Source organism: Streptomyces asoensis, assembly GCF_013085465.1.
Lineage (GTDB): Bacteria > Actinomycetota > Actinomycetes > Streptomycetales > Streptomycetaceae > Streptomyces > Streptomyces cacaoi_A.
Genome location: NZ_CP049838.1, coordinates 3156860 through 3177303, shown reverse-complemented (window position 1 = coordinate 3177303; position 20444 = coordinate 3156860). Strand labels below are relative to the sequence as shown.

Below are 20444 nucleotides of genomic sequence, written 5' to 3'. Positions count from 1 at the left end.
AACGATCAAGTCTGAAACTTGTTCTAGATTAGCGTCCCGTCGTAGTCTCGCGGGACAATGCAGGCAGAAGGGGGCCCGGAGTGACCGCTGAGGCCAGTCAGGCAGGGCCCCGGCACGAGCTCGCCGCCGACGGCGGGAGATCGCTCGACATCGCTCTCCTCACCTATAAGGGGAACCCGTTCTGCGGGGGCCAGGGTGTCTACGTACGGCATCTCTCGCGTGAGCTCGCCCGTCTCGGTCACCGCGTCGAGGTGATCGGCTCCCAGCCCTATCCGGTGCTGGACCCGGGCCACGACGACCGGCTCACCCTCACCGAGCTGCCCAGCCTCGACCTCTACCGTCAGCCGGATCCTTTCCGCACCCCGAAGCGCGACGAGTACCGCGACTGGGTCGACGCCCTCGAGGTCGCCACGATGTGGACCGGCGGCTTCCCCGAGCCGCTGACCTTCTCGCTGCGGGCCCGCCGCCATCTCCGCGCGCGCAGCGGTGAGTTCGACATCGTGCACGACAACCAGACCCTGGGATACGGGCTGCTGGGGGACATCGGCGCGCCCCTCGTCACCACCATCCACCACCCCATCACCGTCGACCGGCAGTTGGAGCTGGACGCCGCCGAGGGGTGGCGGCGCCGGGCCTCCGTGCGCCGCTGGTACGCGTTCACCCGGATGCAGAAGCGGGTCGCGCGCCGGCTGCCGTCCGTGCTCACCGTCTCCGGCACCTCCCGCCAGGAGATCATCGACCACCTCGGCGTCCGCGACGACCGCATCCACGTCGTCCACATCGGCGCCGACACCGACCTGTTCTCGCCGAACCCCGCGGTGGCCGTCGTACCGGGCCGGATCGTGACGACGTCCAGCGCGGACGTCCCGCTCAAGGGACTGGTCTTCCTCGTCGAGGCGCTGGCAAAGGTGCGCACCGAGCACCCGCACGCCCATCTCGTCGTCGTCGGTAAGCGCCCGCAGGAGGGGCCGGTCGCGCAGGCGATCGAGCGGTACGGCCTCGAAGGCGCCGTCGAGTTCGTCAAGGGCATCTCCGACGCCGAACTGGTCGACCTGGTCCGCTCGGCGGAGGTCGCCTGCGTGCCGTCGCTGTACGAGGGCTTCTCCCTGCCGGCCGCCGAGGCCATGGCCACGGGCACCCCGCTGCTCGCCACGACCGGCGGGGCGATCCCCGAGGTCGCCGGGCGCGACGGCGAGACCTGCCTGGCCGTGCCGCCGGGCGACTCCGGTGCGCTGGCCACGGGTCTCGGACGGCTGCTGGGCGCCCCGGAGCTGCGGGCCCGGCTCGGTGCGGCCGGACGGCAACGGGTGCTCGAGAGGTTCACCTGGGCGCGGGCCGCCGAGGGGACCGTGGCCCGGTACCGCGAGGCGATAGCCGACGGCGGTCGCCCACGGGTCGCCGAGGCTTCCGCGGCTGCCGCCGCCCCCGAAGCCGTCGAGTCCGTCGGTGCCGGGGCCGGTGCCGACATCGACGCCGTATCCGAAGCATCCGATCGCGATCGCGAAAGCAGGGCCACGTGCTGACCGTCGACTTCTCCCGGTTCCCGCTCGCCCCGGGCGACCGAGTCCTGGACCTGGGCTGCGGTGCCGGCCGGCACGCCTTCGAGTGTTACCGGCGTGGCGCGCAGGTCGTGGCCCTCGACCAGAACGCCGAGGAGATCCGCGAGGTCGCCAAGTGGTTCGCGGCGATGAAGGAGGCCGGCGAGGCCCCCGAGGGCGCCACCGCTACGGCCATGGAGGGCGACGCCCTCGCCCTGCCCTTCCCCGACGAGTCCTTCGACGTCGTGATCATCTCCGAGGTCATGGAGCACATCCCGGACGACAAGGGCGTCCTCGCGGAGATGGTGCGGGTGCTCAAGCCGGGCGGCCGGATCGCCATCACCGTCCCGCGCTACGGCCCCGAGAAGGTCTGCTGGACGCTCTCCGACGCCTACCACGAGGTCGAGGGCGGCCACATCCGCATCTACCGGGCGGACGAGCTGCTCACGAAGATCCGCGAGGCGGGCCTGAAGCCGTACGGCACCCACCACGCCCACGCGCTGCACTCGCCGTACTGGTGGCTGAAGTGCGCCTTCGGCGTCGACAACGACAAGGCGCTGCCGGTGCGGGCGTATCACAAGCTGCTGGTCTGGGACATCATGAAGAAACCCCTCGCCACCCGGGTCGCCGAGCAGGCGCTGAACCCGCTCATCGGCAAGAGCTTCGTGGCGTACGCGACCAAGCCGCACCTGCCGCGACTCTCCGAGCAGGCAGAGAAGACCGAACAGGCCGAACAGGCCGAGAAGATCAAGAAGACCGAGAAGACCGGGGCGGACGCCAAGTGACCACCCCCCGGACAGAACACCTCGTCCTGCCCGGGGTCCTCACCGCCGAGCAGGCCGCCGCGACCGTCACCGGCATCCTCGCCATGCAGCGTGAGGACGGCGCGATCCCGTGGTTCCGTGGCCACCACCTCGACCCGTGGGACCACACCGAGGCCGCGATGGCGCTGGACGCGGCGGGCGAACACGAGGCCGCCGAGCGGGCGTACACCTGGCTGGCCCGGCACCAGAACGACGACGGTTCCTGGTTCGCGGCGTACGCGGACGGCGCCTTCGACGACGTCACCGACCGAGGGCGCGAGACGAACTTCGTCGCCTACATCGCCGTGGGCGTCTGGCACCACTACCTGTCCACCGGTGACGACACCTTCCTGGACCGCATGTGGCCGGCCGTCTACGCGGCCGTCGAGTACGTGCTGCGGCTCCAGCAGCCCGGCGGTCAGATCGGCTGGCGGCGCGAGGACGACGGCACCCCGACCGCCGACGCGCTGCTCACCGGCTCCTCCTCCATCCACCAGGCGCTGCGCTGCGCGCTGGCGATCGCCGAGCAGCGCGAAGAGCCGCAGCCCGACTGGGAGTTGGCGGTGGGTGCGCTGCGGCACGCCATCCGGCGGCACCCCGAGCGGTTCCTCGACAAGGACCGCTACTCGATGGACTGGTACTACCCGGTGCTGGGCGGCGCGTTGACCGGCACGGAGGCCAAGTCCCGGATCGAGGCCGAGTGGGAGCGGTTCGTGGTCCCGGGTCTTGGCGTGCGCTGTGTCGTCCCCAACCCGTGGGTGACGGGCGGCGAGTCGGCCGAACTCGCCCTCGCGCTGTGGGCGATGGGCGAATCCGACCGGGCGCTGGAGATCCTTCAGTCGATCCAGCATCTGCGCGACGCGGAGTCGGGACTGTACTGGACGGGATTCGTGTTCGAGGACGAGGCGATCTGGCCCCGGGAGCTGACCACCTGGACCGCGGGGTCGCTGCTGCTCGCCGTGGCGGCCCTCGGTGGTCACGAGGCCACCTGCGCCGTGTTCGGAGGGGAGCAGCTGCCGTCCGGGCTGTCCGGGCTCGAGGCGGACTGCTGCGCCTGACCCGTTCCCGGGGCAGGTCCCAGGACCCGCCCCGGGAGCTGCCCTAGTGGCGGTGGACCCGGTTGGCGATCGCGTGGCCGATGAACAGGTAGACGACCGCTGCGAGGCCGTACCCTGCCACCACCCGCGCCCACGCCTCGTCGAACGTGAACAGGTCACGTGACCAGCCGGCCAGCCAGTTGGCCGCGTCATGCACGAACTGGACCAGGTCGTTGCCCCGGTTGGCGTCCAGCAGGTACATGAGGATCCACAGCCCGAGGATGACGGCCATGACGTCCGCGACCACCGCTATGACCGTTCCGGCGGAGTTGGAACCACTGCGATATCGAGACATGACTTCCGTCTGGCCCCGGAATCCCGGTTGAAACGTGGAGTGTTCGCTCTCCGTGCGCCCGTGGCTATGAGTTGAGCTCCGCCAGCACCCGAAGGGTCGTCCGGTCCGGGGCGACGACCAGCAGGTCCGTCACCGGCCCCTTGCGCCAGGACTCCAGCCGTTCGGCGACGCGTTCACGCGGTCCGACCAGGGAGATCTCGTCGGCGAAGGCGTCCGGGACGGCCAGCACCGCCTCCTCGCGCCGCCCGGCCAGGAAGAGTTCCTGGATGTGCCGGGCCTCCTCCTCGTATCCCATGCGGGCCATCAGGTCGGCGTGGAAGTTGCGGGTGGCGTGGCCCATGCCGCCGATGTAGAAGCCGAGCATGGTCTTCACGGGGAGCAGGCCCTCGGCGACGTCGTCACAGATCCGTGCCTGGGCGAGGGGTGCGACCCGGAAGCCCTCGGGCAGCTCGGCCACCGCCGGGCCGTACGCGTCCGGCCGGTTCGGCGACCAGTACAGCGGCAGCCAGCCGTCGGCGATACGGATCGTCTGGGCGACGTTGCGCGGACCCTCCGCGCCCAGCAGCACCGGAAGGTCGGGGCGCAGGGGGTGGGTGATGGACCTGAGCGGTCTGCCGAGGCCGGTCGCGTCCGGGCCGCGATAGGGGTGGGAGTGGAAGCGGCCGTCCAGTTCCACCGGCGCCCGGCGGCGCAGCACCTGGCGCACCACGTCCACGTACTCCCGGGTCGCGGTCAGGGGGGACTTGGGGAACGGCCGGCCGTACCAGCCCTCCACCACCTGGGGGCCGGACAGGCCGAGCCCGAGCGTCATCCGGCCGCCGGAGAGATGGTCCAGGGTCAGGGCGTGCATCGCGGTGGTGGTGGGGGAGCGGGCCGCCATCTGCGCGACCGCCGTGCCCAGTTCGATCGTCGACGTGCGGGCGGCGATCCAGGTGAGGGGGGTGAAGGCGTCCGAGCCCCAGGACTCCGCCGTCCACACGGAGTCGTAACCGAGCCGTTCCGCCTCGCGCGCCAGCTCCACGTGGTCGGGGGAGGGGCCGCGGCCCCAGTAGCCGAGCGCCAGACCGAGCCGCATGCCCGCCTCCTGACGGTGTGTCAGACAAGGGAAGGCTGCGACTGTACGACAACGGCCCCCCGCCCGGAAGGGCGAGGGGCCGTGCATGAGGCTGTGCGGGAGCCGGGGCTCAGCCGCGCTGGATGCCGGAGGCGTCCCGCAGGACACCGCGGCGGCCGTCCTGGGTCTGGGCGACCAGACCCTGGGCGCCCTGCTCGACCGCGAGGTACCAGGTGCCCGGCGCCAGTTCGGCGATCGGCATCGGTGCGCCGTCCTCCGCGTACAGCGGACGCGGCACCGGCACGGCGAACCAGAACGGGGAGAAGTCCCCGCCCGACGGCTGCGCCGGACCCGGCTGGGCGCCGAACGGCGGCTGGCCCGGCTGGCCCTGCTGCGGCGGACCGCCGAACGCCGACGGCTGCGGCGCGCCCGGGTAGCCGTAACCGGCGGGCGGCTGCGCGCCGTACGGCTGCGGGGCCGCCGGCTTGGGCGCCGGGATGAGGGCGGCCTGGAGGGCGGGCACCAGCGGGGTGGCGATCGCGCCGGCGGCCAGCAGCAGCGCGGCGATCAGGCCCAGGATGAGACCGGAGCCGGTGTCGACATCCGCGCTGCCGAAGGTGTCGCTGAACGCGCCGAGCGGGTCGATGATCGTCCAGAACGCCGTCCACGCGGCGAAGACGGTCAGCGCGACACCGAACTGCCCCAGGTCGATGCCGGCCACCTTGCGCGGCTGCGGAAGCGCGCGGGCGACGATGATCAGGGCGGCACCGATGATTCCGCCGAGATACATGCTCATTACGAGGCCGAGGTTGTCCCAGGCGTTCGGGACGTCACTGCCGGAGCCGTCGAACGTGTCCAGGAACGACGCGATGAACAGCAATACCGCTGCTCCGATCACCACGCCGTCGCCTCGAGTGAGGGAGCGGATATTCACTTCAGGTCCTTCGTCAGTCGTCTCGTCATCGGTACACGCATGCACAAATCGGTAGAGGCGTCGCTGTCACCATGTCGCCGTCAGGCCCCTGTGTGAAGCGCGGGGGTGGCCCCTCATCGTAGGGACGACACTATCGTCACCACGATCGCGCTGTCCGCCGGGATGAGTGCCCTGATCACGACCCGTGCAGGAAACTCACGATTCCCTCAGACATCCCTTGCGCCGCCTTCTGCCGCCAGGCGCCACTGGTCAGCAGCGCCGCGTCCTTGGTATCGCGCATGTTGCCGCACTCGATGAACACCTTGGGAACCGTTGACAGATTGAGACCGCCCAGGTCCTCACGCGTGACGAGACCGGTGCCGTCGCCGACGTAGTTGGACGGCGAAGTGCCCGTCGCCCGGGTGAAGTCGCCCGCGATCAGCTTTCCGAGGTCCTTCGACGGGGCGACGATGGCGCGGGTGTCGGCGGCACCCGCGTGCACCGCGCCCGGCAGGATCACATGGAAGCCGCGCTGCCCGGTCCCGGCGCCGTCGGCGTGGATCGAGACGACCGCGTCGGCGTGCGCCGCGTTCCCGATCCGGGCGCGCTCGTCGACACACGGGCCGTACGGCCGGTCCCCGTCCTGCGTCAATCGCACCGTGGCGCCCTGCTCCTGGAGCAGCGTGCGCAGCCGGTGGGCCACGTCCAGCGTGAACTCCGCCTCGCTGTAACCGGAGTTCGTGGACGTACCCGTCGTGTCGCACTCCTTCCGGTTGGTGCCGATGTCCACCTTGCGGTTGATGTCGGCGGTGTGCTGGTAGTTGGTGGGGTTGTGGCCGGGGTCGATGACGACGACCTTGCCCTGGAGCGAGGTTGCGCCGGAACCGGCCGGGGCGGAGGCGGAGGCGGTGCCCGTACCGACACCCGTCTTCCCGTCGCCGCCCGCACTGCCCGCGCCGTCCGCGGGGGAGCTCAGCACACTCGGCGCCGCCCCCGCCCCGGTCCCGTTCGCCCCGCCGCTTCCGGTCCCGCCCAGCGCCTCGTACGCCAGCCAGCCCAGCAGCGCCCCGGGCACGAGCGCGGCGAGCGCCACGGTCAGCGGGCGGCGCAGCGGCGAGCGGCGCGGCCGCGAGGGGCCGAAGGGATCGGAGGGATCGAAGGGACCGGGGTTCGAGCCTGCGTACGACACGCCTGCCACCCTAACGGCCACCCCGACGAGGTCTCACGAGGACGGCGGCCGGACGGATGACGGGCGTCCGGCCGGTCGCCTCCGCTCGGCTGTCAGGGGGCGGAGGTCCGGCGTGGGAGCCACGTCAGTATCAGGACCGCTCCCGCCAGCAGCACGCCCGTGCCGGTGCGGAAGGCCAGGGCGTACCCCTCCGTCAGCGCCTCCGGCGTGCCGCGTCCCGCCGTGCGCGCGGACGCGAGCGTCGACAGCACCGCCAGGCCCAGCGCGCCGCCCATCGTGCGGGAGGTGTTGACCAGGCCGGACACCAGACCCGTCTCGCCCGGCGCCGCGCCCGAGACGGCCAGCGAGGCGAGCGGGGTCGAGGCCAGGCCGGCGCCCAGCATCATCAGGACGCCCGGCAGCATGATCCCGGTGACGTACCCGCCGTCCGCGCTCATCGTCGACTGCCAGGCGAAGCCGGTCGCCGCGAGCAGCGTGCCCAGCGTGGCCACGGTGCGTGCCCCGGCCGTGTACATGAGACGGGGGGCGAGTTTCGCGGCGAGGACGATGGCCAGCGAGCTCGGCACGAGCGCCAGGCCGGCCTCCAGCGGGGTGTAGCCCAGGACGTTCTGTGCGTACAGCGTCATGAAGAACCACATGGAGAACATGGCCGAGCCGTTCACGAACATCGCCGCGTTCGCCGCCGACACCGCCCGCAGCCGGAACAGCCCGAGCGGCATCAACGGGTCCGCCGTCCGGGCCTCCACGGCGAGGAACAGGCCGATCGACGCGAGCCCGGCGGCCAGCGGGACGAGGGTGGCCGGCGCCGTCCACCCCTCGGCCTCCGTCCGCGAGATGCCGTACGCCAGCGTGGCGAGGCCGGCCGTGACCAGCAGCGCGCCCGGCAGGTCCGGGCGGCGGCCGTCCCCGGCCCGGCTCTCGGTCAGCCACCACAGCGAGCCGGCCAGCAACAGCACACCGAAGGGGACGTTGATCAACAGGACCCAGCGCCAGGACATGAGGTCCACCAGCGCTCCGCCGACGAGCCCGCCGGCGGCCCCGCCACCCGCGCCGACCGCCGTCCACGTGGCGATGGCCCGGGCCCGCGCGGCGCCCTCCGGCACGGCGGAGGTGACGATCGTCAGCGTCGCGGGCGCGAGGATCGCCGCGCCCAGCCCCTGCACGGCCCGCGCGAGCAGCAGCTGCCGGCCGTCCTGCGCCAGGCCGCCGGCCAGCGAGGCCAGCGTGAACAGGGCGAGGCCGGTGAGGAACATCCGCTTGCGGCCGTAGAGGTCGCCCGCCCGGCCGCCGAGCAGCATGAACCCGGCGAAGGCGATCGAGTAGGCGTTCACCACCCAGTGCAGGCCCGAGGCGCTCATTCCGAGATCCGCCCGGATCGACGGCAGCGCCACGTTCACCACGGACATGTCGAGCACGACGAGGAACTGTCCGGCGCAGGCGAGTGCCACGAGCAGCCAGGCGGGAGCGGTGGGACGGCGGGATCTCCGGGCGCGGGTGGTGTCGGCGGTTTCCAGCATGGGCGTCATGGTCTCAACCGAGTTGCGCCCCTTGCATCGGGATTTGGACCTAGGGCGCGGGTGTGAGGCCGTCCCGGGCCGTCGGTGGCTCAGGAGGCGGTGAAGTGGGCGATGTGGTCGGTGGCCCAGACGGTGAAGGAGCGGGCGGGGTGCCCGGTGAGTTCCTCGACGGTGCGGGTGAGGGGGACGGGCCTGCCGTCCGTGGACGCCCACCACGCGAGGAGGGCGTCGGCGTAGACGGCGGGGATGTGCCCGTCGGTCTCCTCCTTCCACTCCTCGGCGGTGACGTGTTTGACCGCGATGGCGCGGCCGGTGACGGCGGCGAGCCGCTCGATCTGCTCGGCGAACGTCAGCGACTCGGGTCCGGTGAGGGTGAACCGGCCGCCGCGGTGCCGGGGGTCGGTGAGGACGGCGTGGGCGGCCTCGGCCAGGTCCATCTCGTGGAGGGGGTCGGTGTGGGCGCCGGGGAAGGGCAGGCTGACGGGAAGTCCGGCCCTCATGGACCAGGCCCAGGACGCGGCGTTGGAGGCGAAGGAACCCGGCCGCAGGAGGGTGGTGGCGATCGGGGAGGCGAGCAGCGCCCGCTCCACGGCCAGATGGGAGCCGGCCAGGGGGTCGTCCTTCGGCTCGGACTCGAGGACGCCCAGGACGCTCGAGCTGGACAGCACCACGACATGGGTGACGCCGGCCCGGTGGGCGTGGTCGACGAAGTCGGTGATGTGGTCGGGGGTCGCGTAGAGGAAGACGGAGGTGACGCCGGCCAGGGCGGCGGGGAAGGTCGCGGGGTCGGTGAGGTCGAGGGTGACCGCCTCGACGCCGGGGGGCGGGGTGAGGTCGGCGCGGGCGGTGGAGCCGACCCGCACGGGTATGCCGTCGGCGTGCAGGAGGGCGAGCAGCCGGGTGGCGACTGCGCCGCGGCCTCCGGTGATCAGGATCATGACGGTTCCTTTTCTGGGTGCTGCGAACTCGGTGTTCTGGGTGTTGACCTGGGTGTTGCGAACGGTGTTCGTGGCGAACGCTGTTCGTGCAGCCTTGGTCGAGACACTAGGGAGCGAACGCTGTTCGTGTCAAACGTTGTTCGTCACGGTCGTCGTTCGTGGCGACCGGCGTTCGTGGCCGTTACCCTCTCCCCGTGACCCCCGAGCCGATCAGCCGCCGCGCGCGCCCCGCCAAGGCCCCCCTCAGCCGCGAGGCGATCGTGCGGGCCGGGCTGGCCATCCTGGACCGCGACGGGCTGGACGCGCTGACCATGCGCCGCGTCGCCAAGGAACTCGACACCGGGCCGGCCTCGCTCTACGTCTACGTCGCCAACCGCGACGACCTGATGGCCGCGATGCTGGACGAGGCGCTCGCCCGGGTCCCGCTCACCGCGGAGGGCACCTGGCGGGAGCAGTTGCACGCGCTGGTCGCGGCGACCGTCGAGGCCATGAGCCGGCACGAGGGGCTGGCCGCCGTCGCCCTCGGCGCGATCCCCACCGGGGCCAACGCCCTGCTCGTCCTCGACCGCATGCTCGCGCTGCTCAAACAGGGCGGCCTCGACGACATCACCGCCGCCTGGGCCGTCGACCTGCTCCATCTCCACAGCGCCGCGGCCGCCGCCGAACAGAGCGCCTATCTCACCAAGGGGGGCAAGGAGGAGACCGTAGTGGCGGACGCCGACCGCCACTACGCGGCCCTGCCCGCCGACCGTTACCCGATGATCACCGCGCTGCGACCGGCCCTGTTCTCGCCCGGCGACCGCGACACCTGGGGCCTGGACGTGCTGCTCAGCGGCATCCTCCAGACCCCCGCCCGCTGACCGGTCGTCCGACTCCCGCCCGCCTACCCGCCGACGGGCTCCCGGCTGCCGGGGCAAGGCCGTCTTCCGGCCACTTCTTCAAGAGAAGATAAAGAAATCGTTAGTACGCCAAAGCATCGGAATAGTTGCCCATGCATACAGGTTCAGTTCCCATGTAATCCCCGAACGACCTGCCCCGGAGGCCCCACCCCATGACGCACACGACGACCGGCCCGCCCACCCGAGAAGCGAGCGGAGCCGTCGTCCCGGTGCTCGCCTTCGCGGGCATCGTGGTCGCGGTGATGCAGACCCTGCTCGTCCCGGTCATCAAGGACCTGCCCCAGCTGCTGGGCACCGCGCCCAGCAACGCCACCTGGGTCCTGACCTCGACACTGCTGTCGGGCGCCGTGGCCACTCCGATCATGGGCCGCCTCGGCGACCTGTACGGCAAGCGGCGCATGCTGATAGTCAGCCTCGCGGTGATGGTCGTCGGCGCGCTGGTCAGCGCCCTCACCAGCGACCTGATCACGATGATCGCCGGCCGCACCCTCCAGGGCTTCGCGATGGGCGCGATCCCGCTCGGCATCGGCCTGATGCGGGACATGCTGCCGCGCGAGAAGCTCGGCTCGGCGATGGCCCTGATGAGCTCCTCGATCGGCGTCGGCGGCGGCCTCGCCCTGCCGCTCGCGGCCCTGATCGCCCAGCACGCCGACTGGCACGCCCTGTTCTACGGCGCCGCCGGCCTCGGAGCCCTCGCCATCGCCCTCACCCTCCTCGTCGTCCCCGAGTCCCCGGCGCGCGCCGAGGGCACCTTCGACGTCGCGGGCGCGATCGGCCTCTCCACCGGTCTGGTGCTATTCCTGCTGCCGATCACCAAGGGCAGCGACTGGGGCTGGACCTCCGGCACCACCCTCGGCCTCTTCGCCGCCGCGGCCGTCGTCCTCGTCCTGTGGGGCGTGATGGAGCTGCGGCTGAAGGCCCCGCTCGTCGACCTGCGCACCACGGCCCGCCCCGCCGTCCTCTTCACCAACCTCGCCTCGATCATGGTCGGCGTCTCGTTCTACGTCGTCTCCCTGGTCCTGCCGCAGTTGCTCCAGCTGCCGAAGGCCACCGGCTACGGCCTCGGCCAGTCGATGGTCGTCGCCGGTCTGCTCGTCGCGCCGCTCGGCCTGACGATGATGTTCACCGCGCCCGTCTACGCCAAGCTGTCCGCCAAGTACGGCCCCAAGTTCACCCTGATCCTCGGCATGCTGATCATCGCGATCGGCTACGGCGCCGGCCTCGGCCTGATGAGCGCCGCCTGGCAGAGCCTCGTCATCGCCGTCGTCCTCGGTGCCGGCATCGGCCTCGCGTACTCCTCCCTGCCCGCGCTGATCGTCGGCGCGGTCCCGGCCTCGGAGACCGGCGCGGCCAACGGCCTCAACACCCTGATGCGGTCCATCGGCACCTCGGTGTCCAGCGCCGTCATCGGCATGGTGCTGGCCAACACCGCGAACAACGTCGGCGGCGTCGCCGTACCGACCATGCACGGCTTCCGCGTCTCCTTCCTGATCGCCACCGCCGCCGTCGCGGTCGGCCTGCTCCTCGCCCTCTTCCTGCCCAGGCAGCAGCGCCCGTCGGCCGTACCGCAGCTGCGCGCCAGCAGCGAGGAGGAAGCCAACCTGAAGCACGCCGAGGAGGTCCTGCGGGGCTTCCGCGGCCGGGTCCTGGACGCCGACGGCGTCCCGGTCGCCCGCGCCAAGGTCACGCTCATCGACCGCCGCGGCCGCCAGGCCGGCGCCACCCTGTCGCAGGAGGACGGCAGCTACGCCCTCGCCGTCCCGGCCCAGGGCGCCTACGTCCTCGCCGCCAAGGCCACCGGCCACGGCCCGCTCGCGAGCTCCGCGACCCACGCGGGCGACGAGCGTCCGGTCGACCTGGACCTGGCCCTGCCGGGCGAGACGGTCAGCGCCTGACCCCGCCGGGCCCGGCCCGCGCACCCCGCGCGCCCCTCGGCCCGTCGGCCCGTCGTTTCCGCACCCCCTGTCGCCTCGGCGGCGGGGGGTGCGGCAGCATGGGCGGCCATACGCACGGAACACCCATACGCACGTACCACCGGAGGACCCCCATGCCCGCGGCACCCAAGCCCGAGATCCTGGCCGCGTTCGAGGCGGCGAAGGGGTTCATGCCGGTCGACGAGGGGCTCGCGCTGTACGCGGCCGCCGTCGAGGCGGGTGCGCTCGGGCTGCCGCTGCTCGAGGTCGGCACCTACTGCGGGCGTTCCACGATCCTGCTCGCGGACGCGGCCCGCCGGGCCGGGGTCAGCGCGCTCACGCTCGACCATCACCGGGGCAGCGAGGAGCAACAGCCCGGCTGGGAGTACCACGACCCGGAGACCGTCGACCCCGAGGTCGGCCTGATGGACACCCTGCCCACCTTCCGCCGGACCCTGCACCGCGCGGGCCTGGAGGAGCATGTGGTCGCCCTGGTCGGACGTTCGCCGCGCATCGCCGCGTTCTGGAACTCGCCCCTCGGCCTCGTCTTCGTCGACGGCGGCCACACCGACGAGCACGCCACCTCCGACTACGAGGGCTGGGCGCCGCATGTCGCCGAGGGCGGGCTCCTCGTCATCCACGACGTGTTCCCCGACCCGGTCGACGAGTTCACCGGCCAGGCCCCTTACCGCGTCTACCTCCGCGCGCTGGACTCCGGGGCCTTCACCGAGGTCTCGGACACCGGCTCGCTGCGGGTGCTGCGACGGACGGGCAAGGGCATCTAGGACGCGGTCACGACGGTTTCGCGTCGCGGCGGCGACGCAGGTACGCCGCTGCCAGGACTACGAGGACCAGGGCGCCCGCGGTCCAGGCCCAGGGGTGACTGGAGAATCGGTAGGGCGAGGCGGGCGAGGCGTCGAGCGGGATGACGGCGACGTCGTTGGCCGGGGTGCGGTCGAACGGGTTGTACGTGCGGATGGTGCCCTCCGCCCCCTGGACCTGACGGTCGATGCGGATGTGGAAGTCGATCGCGGTGGTGCCCCCTTCGTGCCGCGCTTCGTAAAGGCGGTCGGAGCCGATCTCGCAGACGAACGCCCCGCCGGGCTTCTCCGGTCGCTCGCAGGCCCACTTCCCACCGTCCCCCTCGAAGACGTACGGGATCGAGGTGACCGTGGTGCCGTCCGGCGGGACCACCTCGAAGCGGCCCTGGTCCTCTTCGCCCAGCACCCGGCCGGGACCGAGGTCCTCCAGCCCGAGTCGCACCTTCACCGTGTCACCGACCCGGCCCCGCACGGTCGCGGTGACCGGACGGTAGTCGACCTGCACGGTGGTGGTGATCCCGAGCCTGCCGTGAGTGTCGTCGAAGTTCTGGGCCGCCGTGCGGACCAGGGTGAGCGGGGAGCCGGTGCCGCGCACGGTGTGATCGGCGGGTCGGGCCGAGGGCGACGACCAGGTGTAGGTCACCTCGCCGCTCAGTCTCCCGGGCGGCGTGACCGTGTAGACCAGCGGCGCGCTGGTGCGGTAGGCGGCGCCCGCCGCGGCCTTCGTGGGGAAGGTGCACCAGGCGGAGGTGGGCGCGCGGCCCGCGTAGAAGCAGTTGCTGTGCAGGGCGGTCAGCGTCACCCCCTCCGACACGTTGACCTGGAGGGCGACGCCCGCCTTCGTGGGGAAACGGGTGTTGTTGGCCAACCGTGCCGTCACGTTCGCGGACTTTCCCGGAGCCAGCCCGCTCACGCCCTTCTCCTGCCCGGGCGCGGTCAGCGTCGGACCGCCCACGGTCATCCGGGTGGTGCCGGTGATGGTGGGCGCGTTGTCGGCGGTCGCGGTGTACGTCACCGTCCCGCTGTCGCCCGGCTCGACGCCGTCCACCCCGAGGAGGGAGAGCGGCGTGTAGCTCTCGCCGTCGCCGTTCTGCAACGTGCCGTAGTCGCATGTGTAGACAGCGCCCTCGACGGGGCACGTGTCGCTGTGCGCGAGCCGGGCGATGCCCTTCAGCCCTGACGCGTCCACGACGACCCGGACGTTGCGGGCCGGTTCGCCACCCTTGCTCGGCTCGACGTAGACCGGGACGGCGAAGCTGCTGTTCGGGGCGGCCCCGGCCCCCTGGTCGGCGTTGTACATGACGAAGCTCTCGGCGGTCTCGAACCGCATCGCGACCTGCTCGGTGCCGTCGGCCGCGGCGGGCACCACCGCCGTGGCGAACAGTGCCGCGACGCTCGCCGCCAGCGCGGCCGGACGCCTGAGGATCCGTATCGGTAAGGACATGCGGGCACTATGCCAGCGGCGGTCCGGACCTCTACAGCCAGCCCTGCTGCCGAGCCTCCCGCATCGCCTCCATGCGGTTGCGGGTGCCCGTCTTGCCGATCGCGGAGGACAGGTAGTTGCGGACCGTGGACTCCGAGAGGTGCAGCCTGGCGGCGATGTCGGAGACGGTCGCGCCGTCCACGGAGGCCTTCAGGACGTCGCACTCGCGGGCGGTGAGCGGGTTCGGGCCGGCACTCAGCGCGGCCGTGGCCAGCGCCGGGTCCACGACCGTCTCGCCGGCCAGCACCCGGCGGATCGCCGCCGCCAGCTCCTCCACCGGGCCGTCCTTGACCAGGAACCCCGAGGCCCCGGCCTCCATGGCCCGGCGCAGATAGCCGGGCCGGCCGAACGTGGTCAGGATCAGCACCCGGCAGCCGGGCGCCTGGTCGCGCAGCTCGGCGGCCGCGTCCAGGCCGCTGATGCCGGGGAGTTCGATGTCGAGGAGCGCGACGTCCGGCCGGTGCAGAAGGGCCGCGTCCACGATCGCGTCCCCGGTGCCCACCTGCGCGACGACCTCGATGTCGGCCTCCAGCCCCAGCAGCAGGGCCAGCGCCCCGCGCATCATGCCCTGGTCCTCCGCGAGCAGCACCCTGATGGACTTGGCGGGGCGATGGTCGCGGGGCATCTCGTTCACGGGCCAACCCGGCATCTCGGTCACGGGCCCAGGTTAGGGCCGGCGGCCACGGACGGCACGGTGTCCGCGGACTGCACGGTGTCCGCGGACTGCGCTGCCGCGGGGGACTGCGCTGCCGCGGGGGACCGTATCCCTTCGGTGGCGGTGCTGGTGCCGGTGGGCGTGGCGGTCCCGGTGTCGGTCCTGGCGATGGTGCCGGTGCCGTCGCCGGTGGCGGCACCGGTATCGGTGCTGGTGCTGGTGCTGGTGCTGGTGCGGCTGTCGGTCCCGGTCCTGGCGGTGGTCCCGGTGTCGGTTCCGGTTCCTGCGATGGTCCCGGTGTCGGTTCCGGTTCCTGCGATGGTCCCGGTCCCGGTCCCGGTCCCGGTTCCGGTTCCGGTTCCGGTTCCGGCAATGGTGTCGGTGGCGGTTCCCGAGTGTGGCATCGGGAGTTCCACCGGCAGTTCCGCCGTGACCGTGAAGCCGCCGCGCGGTCCCGGGCCCGCCGTCAGGGTGCCGCCCGCCGCCGCCAGGCGTTCGCGCAGGCCGGTGAGGCCGGTGCCGCCGCCCGGTGCGCAGCAGCTGTCACCGCCCGCGTCCCCGCTGTCGCTGCTGATTCCTCCCCCGTCGTCGCTGCCGCCGTCGTCCGTCACCGTCAGCCGGACCCGCTCCGGTGTGCCCGACACCGTGATCCCGCAGTGGCTCGCGTCGCTGTGCCGGACGACGTTGGTGACCGCCTCGCGCACCACCCAGCCGAGCAGGGCCGAGGTCCTCGGATCCGGCGGCGGCCCCGACCGGCTCACCGAGGGTTCGACGCCCGCCGCCGTCAGGGCCGAGCGGGCCCGGTCCAGCTCCCCGGCCAGGCTGCCCTCGCGGTAGCCGGTGACCGCCTCGCGGATCTCGGTCAGCGCCTGGCGGCCCACCGCCTCGATATCGGTGACCTGGGAGAGGGCCGCGTCCATGTCGCGCGGTGCCAGCCGCCGGGCCGCCTCCGACTTCACCACGATCACCGACAGGGTGTGGCCGAGCAGGTCGTGCAGATCGCGGGAGAAGCGCAGCCGCTCCTCTTCCACCGCCCGGCGGGCGAGTTCCTCACGGGCGGCGCGCAGCTCCCGTACGGCCTCGGAGAGGGAGAGGATCGCGGCCGTCACCATCGTCGATATCCAGGTGGCGTAGGCGATGGTGAGGCCGTCCCAGCCGTCGCGGACACAGGCGACCGCGCCCGCCAGGACGGCGACGGCGGTACCGATGGTCCGTAGCTGGGGGCCGCGCAGTACCGCGCCCGTCGCGAGGCCGAACAGCGGGAGGAAGAGCAGCCAGCTGCCGCCGTAGCCGAGGGCGAGTCCGCAGGTCACGAGGCCCAGCAGCACCAGCGCCACCCGCGTGGAGGTCGCCTCGCGGGCCTCCTTCACGAAGGCGCGGAAAGCGACGTAGATGTAGAGCGAGTTGAACGCCAGCAGGCCCAGGCTGCCGATCCACGGGTTGGCGTCGCCCTGGAAGAGGTTGGAGAACGCGCCCATCCCCATCAGCAGCCACGGCAGCAGCGTGAAGCCGCTGGCCGGCGGACCCGGGTCCTCGGGAATCCGCCCGGCCCGGCGGGCGGTGCGGTACTCGGCCTTGAAGCGTTCCTTGTCCGCTCTCCAGTGCCGCCGGTGCTCTCGTGCCGTACGGAACGCCGAGCGCCAGGCGTCCCGCCGGCAGGTCGCCGCGCGGCGCCGGTCCTCGAATGACCTGGTCATGTGTCCGTCCCCCGTTCCTGCATCTTCCACGGTCGTGTGCCTGTCTTCGACGCTACGTTTCCGGGCCCCCTCGCGGCAGTGCGGGACGTACGCAGTCGGGCAGTACAAATGTCATCGACACCCGTTTCTGACATGCCGTCAGGTGTCTTCACAACTTCCGGGGCCTGGGCTATACAGGGGGTCGCCGCACTGGAACGCGTTCTAGATCCGTTCTGGGCAGGGCGGGTTCCGCGGCCCCGTGGCGGCCTCGGTGCGGCCGATCGGTGCGGACGGCCGTGCCGAGGTCTCTGAACGATGCGATCGATCCTGTCGATCCGAGCGATCAGGAGCTCCATGCCCATCGACGCAGCCAAGGCGCTCGCCGCCGAACCTCGGACCGGCGAGATCACCTGGGACCGCCGGGACGTCCAGCTGTACCACCTCGGCATCGGCGCGGGAGTCCCGGCCACCGACCCCGACGAACTGCGCTACACGCTGGAGTCCCGGCTCCACGTCCTGCCGAGCTTCGCCACCGTCGCCGGCTCCGGCTCGCCCGGCGTGATCAGCGGACTGTCCATGCCCGGCGTCGAGGTCGACCTCGCCCGCGTCCTGCACGGCGGCCAGCGCCTGGAGATCCACCGCCCCATCCCGGTGACCGGCCGGGCGACCGCCACCGGACGCATCGCCGCCGTCTACGACAAGGGCAAGGCCGCCGTCCTCGTCATGCGCACCGAGGTCGCCGACGCGGACGGGCCGTTGTGGACCAACGACGCCCAGATCTTCGTCCGCGGGGAAGGCGGATGGGGCGGCGACCGGGGCCCCTCCGCCCGGCTCGAGCCGCCCGCCGGGGCGCCCGACAAGGTGGTCGAACGGACCGTCCGCGAGGACCAGGCCCTCCTCTACCGCCTCTCCGGCGACTACAACCCGCTGCACGCCGACCCGGAGTTCGCGAAACTCGCCGGATTCGACCGGCCCATCCTGCACGGCCTGTGCACCTACGGCATCACGCTCAAGGCAGTCGTCGACACGCTGCTCGACGGCGATGTGAGCCGGGTGCGCGGCTACGCCACGCGCTTCGCCGGCGTGGTGTTCCCGGGAGAGACCCTGCGTATCCGCGTGTGGCGCGGTGAAGGCGCCGTCCGGGTGGCCGTGAGCGCCGTACAACGGGACGACGCGCCCGTCCTGGCGGACACGCTCGTCGAACACTCCTGAACTCCAGAACCGCCCAGCATCCGAGGGGACCCGAGGGGAGCCGCACCATGCGCGCAGCCGTACTGCACGAGATCGGCCAGGACAAGCTGGAGGTTCTCGACGACGTCGAGGCGGTGGGCTTCGGCCCCGGACGGGTCAGGATCCGGGTGCGGGCCACGGGCCTGTGCCACTCGGACCTGTCCGCGATGGGCGGGGTGCTGCCGCAGCCCGCGCCCTTCGTGCCCGGTCACGAGGGTGCGGGCGAGATCCTGGAGGTGGGGGAGGGCGTCACCCGGGTGAAGCCCGGAGACCGGGTCGTCGTCTGCTGGTTGCCGGCCTGCGGGGCGTGTCCCGCGTGCAAGCGCGGCCAGACCGAACTGTGCCTGGCCGGGTTCATGAACGCGGGCACACCCAACTTCCGCCGCCCCGGCGGAGACGTCTTCGGCTTCGCCGGCACCGGAACCTTCGCCGAGGAGGTGGTGGTCGACGCGGGCTGCGCGGTCCCGATCCCCGACGACGTCCCCTTCGACATCGCCGCGCTCATCGGCTGCGGAGTGACCACGGGTCTGGGCGCCGCCCTCAACACGGCCGAGGTGGAGGCCGGTTCGTCGGTCGCCGTCATCGGCTGCGGAGGCGTCGGCATCTCCGCGATCCAGGGCGCGCGGCTCAAGGGCGCCGCCGAGATCGTGGCCGTCGACCCGGTCGCCTCGCGCCGGGAGGCCGCCCTCGACTTCGGCGCCACGAAGGCCGTCTCACCGGACGAGCTGCCCGGAGCGAAGCAACTGGTCACCGGCGGCGAGGGTTTCGACTACGTCTTCGAGGTCGTCGGCCGCTCCGCCACCGCCCGCACCGCGTACGACAACACCCGGCGCGGCGGCACCCTCGTCGTCGTCGGCGCGGGTGCCCTGGACGACTTCCTCCAGCTCAACATGTTCGAGCTGTTCTTCGACGAGAAGCGGATCCTGCCCTCGATGTACGGCGGCGGGGACGTCCTGCGCTCCTACGAGCGGACGATCGCCCTGTGGCGGGCCGGCCGGATCGACCTGTCGGGCCTGATCACCCACCGCGTGGCGCTCACCGAGATCAACGAGGCGCTGGACCAGATGCGTACCGGGGCGGCGCTCCGTACGTGCATAGAGATCTGAGGGGTGACCGTCCGGATGGCACTGCCACTTGAGGGGCTGGCCGCGATCGTCACCGGCGCCGGGCGCGGACTCGGCCGGGCCGAGGCGCTGGAGCTGGCGCGGCTGGGCGCGGCCGTCGTCGTCAACGACTACGGTCAGCCCGGCCGGGACGGGTCGGGCGAGGCGTCGGCCGGCCCCGCCGAGGAGGTGGCGCGGGAGATCCGGTCGGCCGGCGGCACCGCGCTCGCCCACACCGGGGACGTCGCCGACTTCGAACAGGCGCGTCTGCTCGTCGAGTTGGCGATCAGCGAGTTCGGCAAACTGGACGTGCTGGTCAACAACGCGGGCATCCTGCGCGACCGCATGGTCTTCTCGATGGCCGAGGAGGAGTGGGACGCGGTCGTCCGGGTCCACCTCAAGGGGCACTTCAACACGACCCGCTTCGCCGCCGCCCACTGGCGCGACCGGTCCAAGGCGGCGGGCGGTCCGGTGTACGGGCGGATCGTGAACACCTCCTCGGAGGCGTTCCTCGCGGGCTCGGCCGGGCAGCCCAACTACGCGGCGGCCAAAGGGGGAGTCGTCGGGCTGACGACGTCCACGGCACTCGCGCTCGCCAAGTACGGGGTCACGGCCAACGCCATCTGCCCGCGCGCCCGCACCCGGATGACGGAGGACGTCTTCGCCGGGTTCGCACAGCCGGACGAGGGCGGACTCGACCCACTCGCACCCGAGCATGTGGCCCCGCTGGTCGGCTACTTGGCCTCGCCGGCCGCCGCCCGGATCAACGGACAGCTGCTCGTCGCGCACGGTGGCATGGTCGCCGTCGTCGAACGCCCTCGGGTGCGAGCCAAGTTCGACAGCAAGGAGGACGTGTTCGGCTACGAGGAGCTGGACGCCGTCCTCGGCGCGCACTTCGCGGACCGGCCCCGGGGGGAGACGTTCGCCGCGGCGGAGGTGCTGGGACTACGGCGGGGGCAGGCGTAGGTGGAGGAGTAGGAGTAGGTCAAGGGTGGATGCGCGTGCGAAGGGGCTCCGGTCGTCCATCGACGACCGGAGCCCCTTCGGTGTACGGCGTACCGTCAGACAGTTGCCTCGGCCCTGTCCTCGACCCAACCGCCGGCCCAGCTGTCGGCCCTGCTCTCGGCCGGCTTGCGGTGCCGGCCGTGTGGGGCCGAGTCGCCGTCCTGGGACGAGACCGGGCCCCGGTGCCGGCCGTGTCCGGCCGTCTCCTGGGAGTCGGCGGCCAGCGGCTGCCTGGTGCTTGTGTCGCTCATCGGAAGAATTCACCCCGTCAACATGATCTTTCTTTACAGCCGGGCGATTTTATCCGGCACACCG

19 protein-coding genes are annotated in these 20444 nt (G+C 72.2%); 9 read left to right on the top strand and 10 right to left on the bottom strand.

Annotated elements, in window-relative coordinates; all coding sequences use genetic code 11:
• The first annotated feature begins 80 nt into the window (after nt 1-80).
• From G9272_RS14250 to G9272_RS14240, 3 genes are read left to right on the top strand one after another with little or no spacing between them, the layout of a single operon-like run.
• Nucleotides 81-1523 (top strand): glycosyltransferase family 4 protein, encoded by a 1443-nt coding sequence (locus G9272_RS14250; protein ID WP_171396936.1) that lies wholly within the window; start codon nt 81-83, stop codon nt 1521-1523.
• Entirely contained in the window at nt 1517-2323 is an 807-nt protein-coding gene (locus G9272_RS14245) for a class I SAM-dependent methyltransferase (protein WP_171396935.1), read from the top strand. Before G9272_RS14250 ends, G9272_RS14245 begins: the two co-directional genes overlap by 7 nt.
• Complete coding sequence (locus G9272_RS14240) at nt 2320-3399, top strand: prenyltransferase/squalene oxidase repeat-containing protein (RefSeq protein ID WP_171396934.1); 1080 nt, start codon at nt 2320-2322, stop codon at nt 3397-3399. The genes G9272_RS14245 and G9272_RS14240 overlap by 4 nt, the downstream gene beginning before the upstream one ends.
• Before the next feature lie 43 nt (nt 3400-3442).
• Here the strand turns inward: G9272_RS14240 and G9272_RS14235 are convergent, their stop codons facing one another.
• The 6 genes from G9272_RS14235 to G9272_RS14210 all read right to left on the bottom strand — a co-directional run bounded on the left by G9272_RS14235 (nt 3443) and on the right by G9272_RS14210 (nt 9344).
• The gene (locus tag G9272_RS14235; RefSeq protein ID WP_054238057.1) at nt 3443-3733 is read right to left on the bottom strand and encodes a hypothetical protein; all 291 of its coding nucleotides are present in this window, start codon (nt 3731-3733) and stop codon (nt 3443-3445) included.
• A gap of 64 nt (nt 3734-3797) precedes the next feature.
• A complete protein-coding gene (locus tag G9272_RS14230) occupies nt 3798-4808 on the bottom strand; it encodes an LLM class F420-dependent oxidoreductase (protein WP_171396933.1) in 1011 nt (336 codons plus the stop codon).
• Between the two features lie 109 nt (nt 4809-4917).
• Nucleotides 4918-5721 carry a DUF5336 domain-containing protein gene (locus tag G9272_RS14225; protein WP_171396932.1) on the bottom strand — a complete coding sequence of 268 codons (804 nt, stop codon included), beginning with the start codon at nt 5719-5721 and terminating at the stop codon, nt 4918-4920.
• 175 nt (nt 5722-5896) lie between these two features.
• Nucleotides 5897-6889 carry an N-acetylmuramoyl-L-alanine amidase gene (locus G9272_RS14220; protein ID WP_171396931.1) on the bottom strand — a complete coding sequence of 331 codons (993 nt, stop codon included), beginning with the start codon at nt 6887-6889 and terminating at the stop codon, nt 5897-5899.
• A gap of 92 nt (nt 6890-6981) precedes the next feature.
• Complete coding sequence (locus tag G9272_RS14215) at nt 6982-8415, bottom strand: MFS transporter (protein ID WP_437184272.1); 1434 nt, start codon at nt 8413-8415, stop codon at nt 6982-6984.
• A gap of 80 nt (nt 8416-8495) precedes the next feature.
• The gene (locus G9272_RS14210; protein WP_171396929.1) at nt 8496-9344 is read right to left on the bottom strand and encodes an NAD(P)H-binding protein; all 849 of its coding nucleotides are present in this window, start codon (nt 9342-9344) and stop codon (nt 8496-8498) included.
• A gap of 194 nt (nt 9345-9538) precedes the next feature.
• Between G9272_RS14210 and G9272_RS14205 the strand changes: the two genes are divergently transcribed.
• The 3 genes from G9272_RS14205 (at nt 9539) to G9272_RS14195 (ending at nt 12941) form a co-directional block, all read left to right on the top strand.
• Entirely contained in the window at nt 9539-10204 is a 666-nt protein-coding gene (locus G9272_RS14205; RefSeq protein WP_171396928.1) for a TetR/AcrR family transcriptional regulator, read from the top strand.
• Between the two features lie 191 nt (nt 10205-10395).
• Nucleotides 10396-12138 (top strand): MFS transporter, encoded by a 1743-nt coding sequence (locus G9272_RS14200; protein ID WP_171396927.1) that lies wholly within the window; start codon nt 10396-10398, stop codon nt 12136-12138.
• A gap of 152 nt (nt 12139-12290) precedes the next feature.
• Nucleotides 12291-12941, top strand: coding sequence for a class I SAM-dependent methyltransferase (locus G9272_RS14195; protein ID WP_171396926.1), 651 nt, complete (start codon nt 12291-12293; stop codon nt 12939-12941).
• A gap of 7 nt (nt 12942-12948) precedes the next feature.
• Here the strand turns inward: G9272_RS14195 and G9272_RS14190 are convergent, their stop codons facing one another.
• Genes G9272_RS14190 through G9272_RS14180 form a run of 3 tightly spaced genes read right to left on the bottom strand, consistent with a single transcriptional unit; the run spans nt 12949 to nt 16812 of the window.
• Nucleotides 12949-14421, bottom strand: coding sequence for a hypothetical protein (locus G9272_RS14190; RefSeq protein WP_171396925.1), 1473 nt, complete (start codon nt 14419-14421; stop codon nt 12949-12951).
• Nucleotides 14422-14452: 31 nt separating this feature from the next.
• On the bottom strand, nt 14453-15085 hold the full coding sequence (locus tag G9272_RS14185; protein WP_171401978.1) for a response regulator transcription factor: 633 nt from the start codon (nt 15083-15085) through the stop codon (nt 14453-14455).
• Between the two features lie 29 nt (nt 15086-15114).
• On the bottom strand, nt 15115-16812 hold the full coding sequence (locus tag G9272_RS14180; RefSeq protein ID WP_437184271.1) for a sensor histidine kinase: 1698 nt from the start codon (nt 16810-16812) through the stop codon (nt 15115-15117).
• A 333-nt stretch (nt 16813-17145) separates the two neighbouring features.
• Here G9272_RS14180 and G9272_RS14175 point away from each other — a divergent pair, with 333 nt between their 5' ends.
• From G9272_RS14175 to G9272_RS14165, 3 genes are read left to right on the top strand one after another with little or no spacing between them, the layout of a single operon-like run.
• Nucleotides 17146-18003: a MaoC/PaaZ C-terminal domain-containing protein gene (locus G9272_RS14175; protein ID WP_171396924.1), complete on the top strand. Its 858-nt coding sequence runs from the start codon at nt 17146-17148 to the stop codon at nt 18001-18003.
• A 47-nt stretch (nt 18004-18050) separates the two neighbouring features.
• The gene (locus G9272_RS14170; RefSeq protein ID WP_171396923.1) at nt 18051-19127 is read left to right on the top strand and encodes a Zn-dependent alcohol dehydrogenase; all 1077 of its coding nucleotides are present in this window, start codon (nt 18051-18053) and stop codon (nt 19125-19127) included.
• A 15-nt stretch (nt 19128-19142) separates the two neighbouring features.
• Nucleotides 19143-20090 (top strand): 3-oxoacyl-ACP reductase, encoded by a 948-nt coding sequence (locus tag G9272_RS14165; protein ID WP_171396922.1) that lies wholly within the window; start codon nt 19143-19145, stop codon nt 20088-20090.
• Nucleotides 20091-20185: 95 nt separating this feature from the next.
• On the opposite strand, the gene G9272_RS14160 is transcribed toward G9272_RS14165, so the two are convergent.
• Nucleotides 20186-20380, bottom strand: coding sequence for a hypothetical protein (locus tag G9272_RS14160; protein ID WP_171396921.1), 195 nt, complete (start codon nt 20378-20380; stop codon nt 20186-20188).
• Nucleotides 20381-20444: the final 64 nt, after the last annotated feature.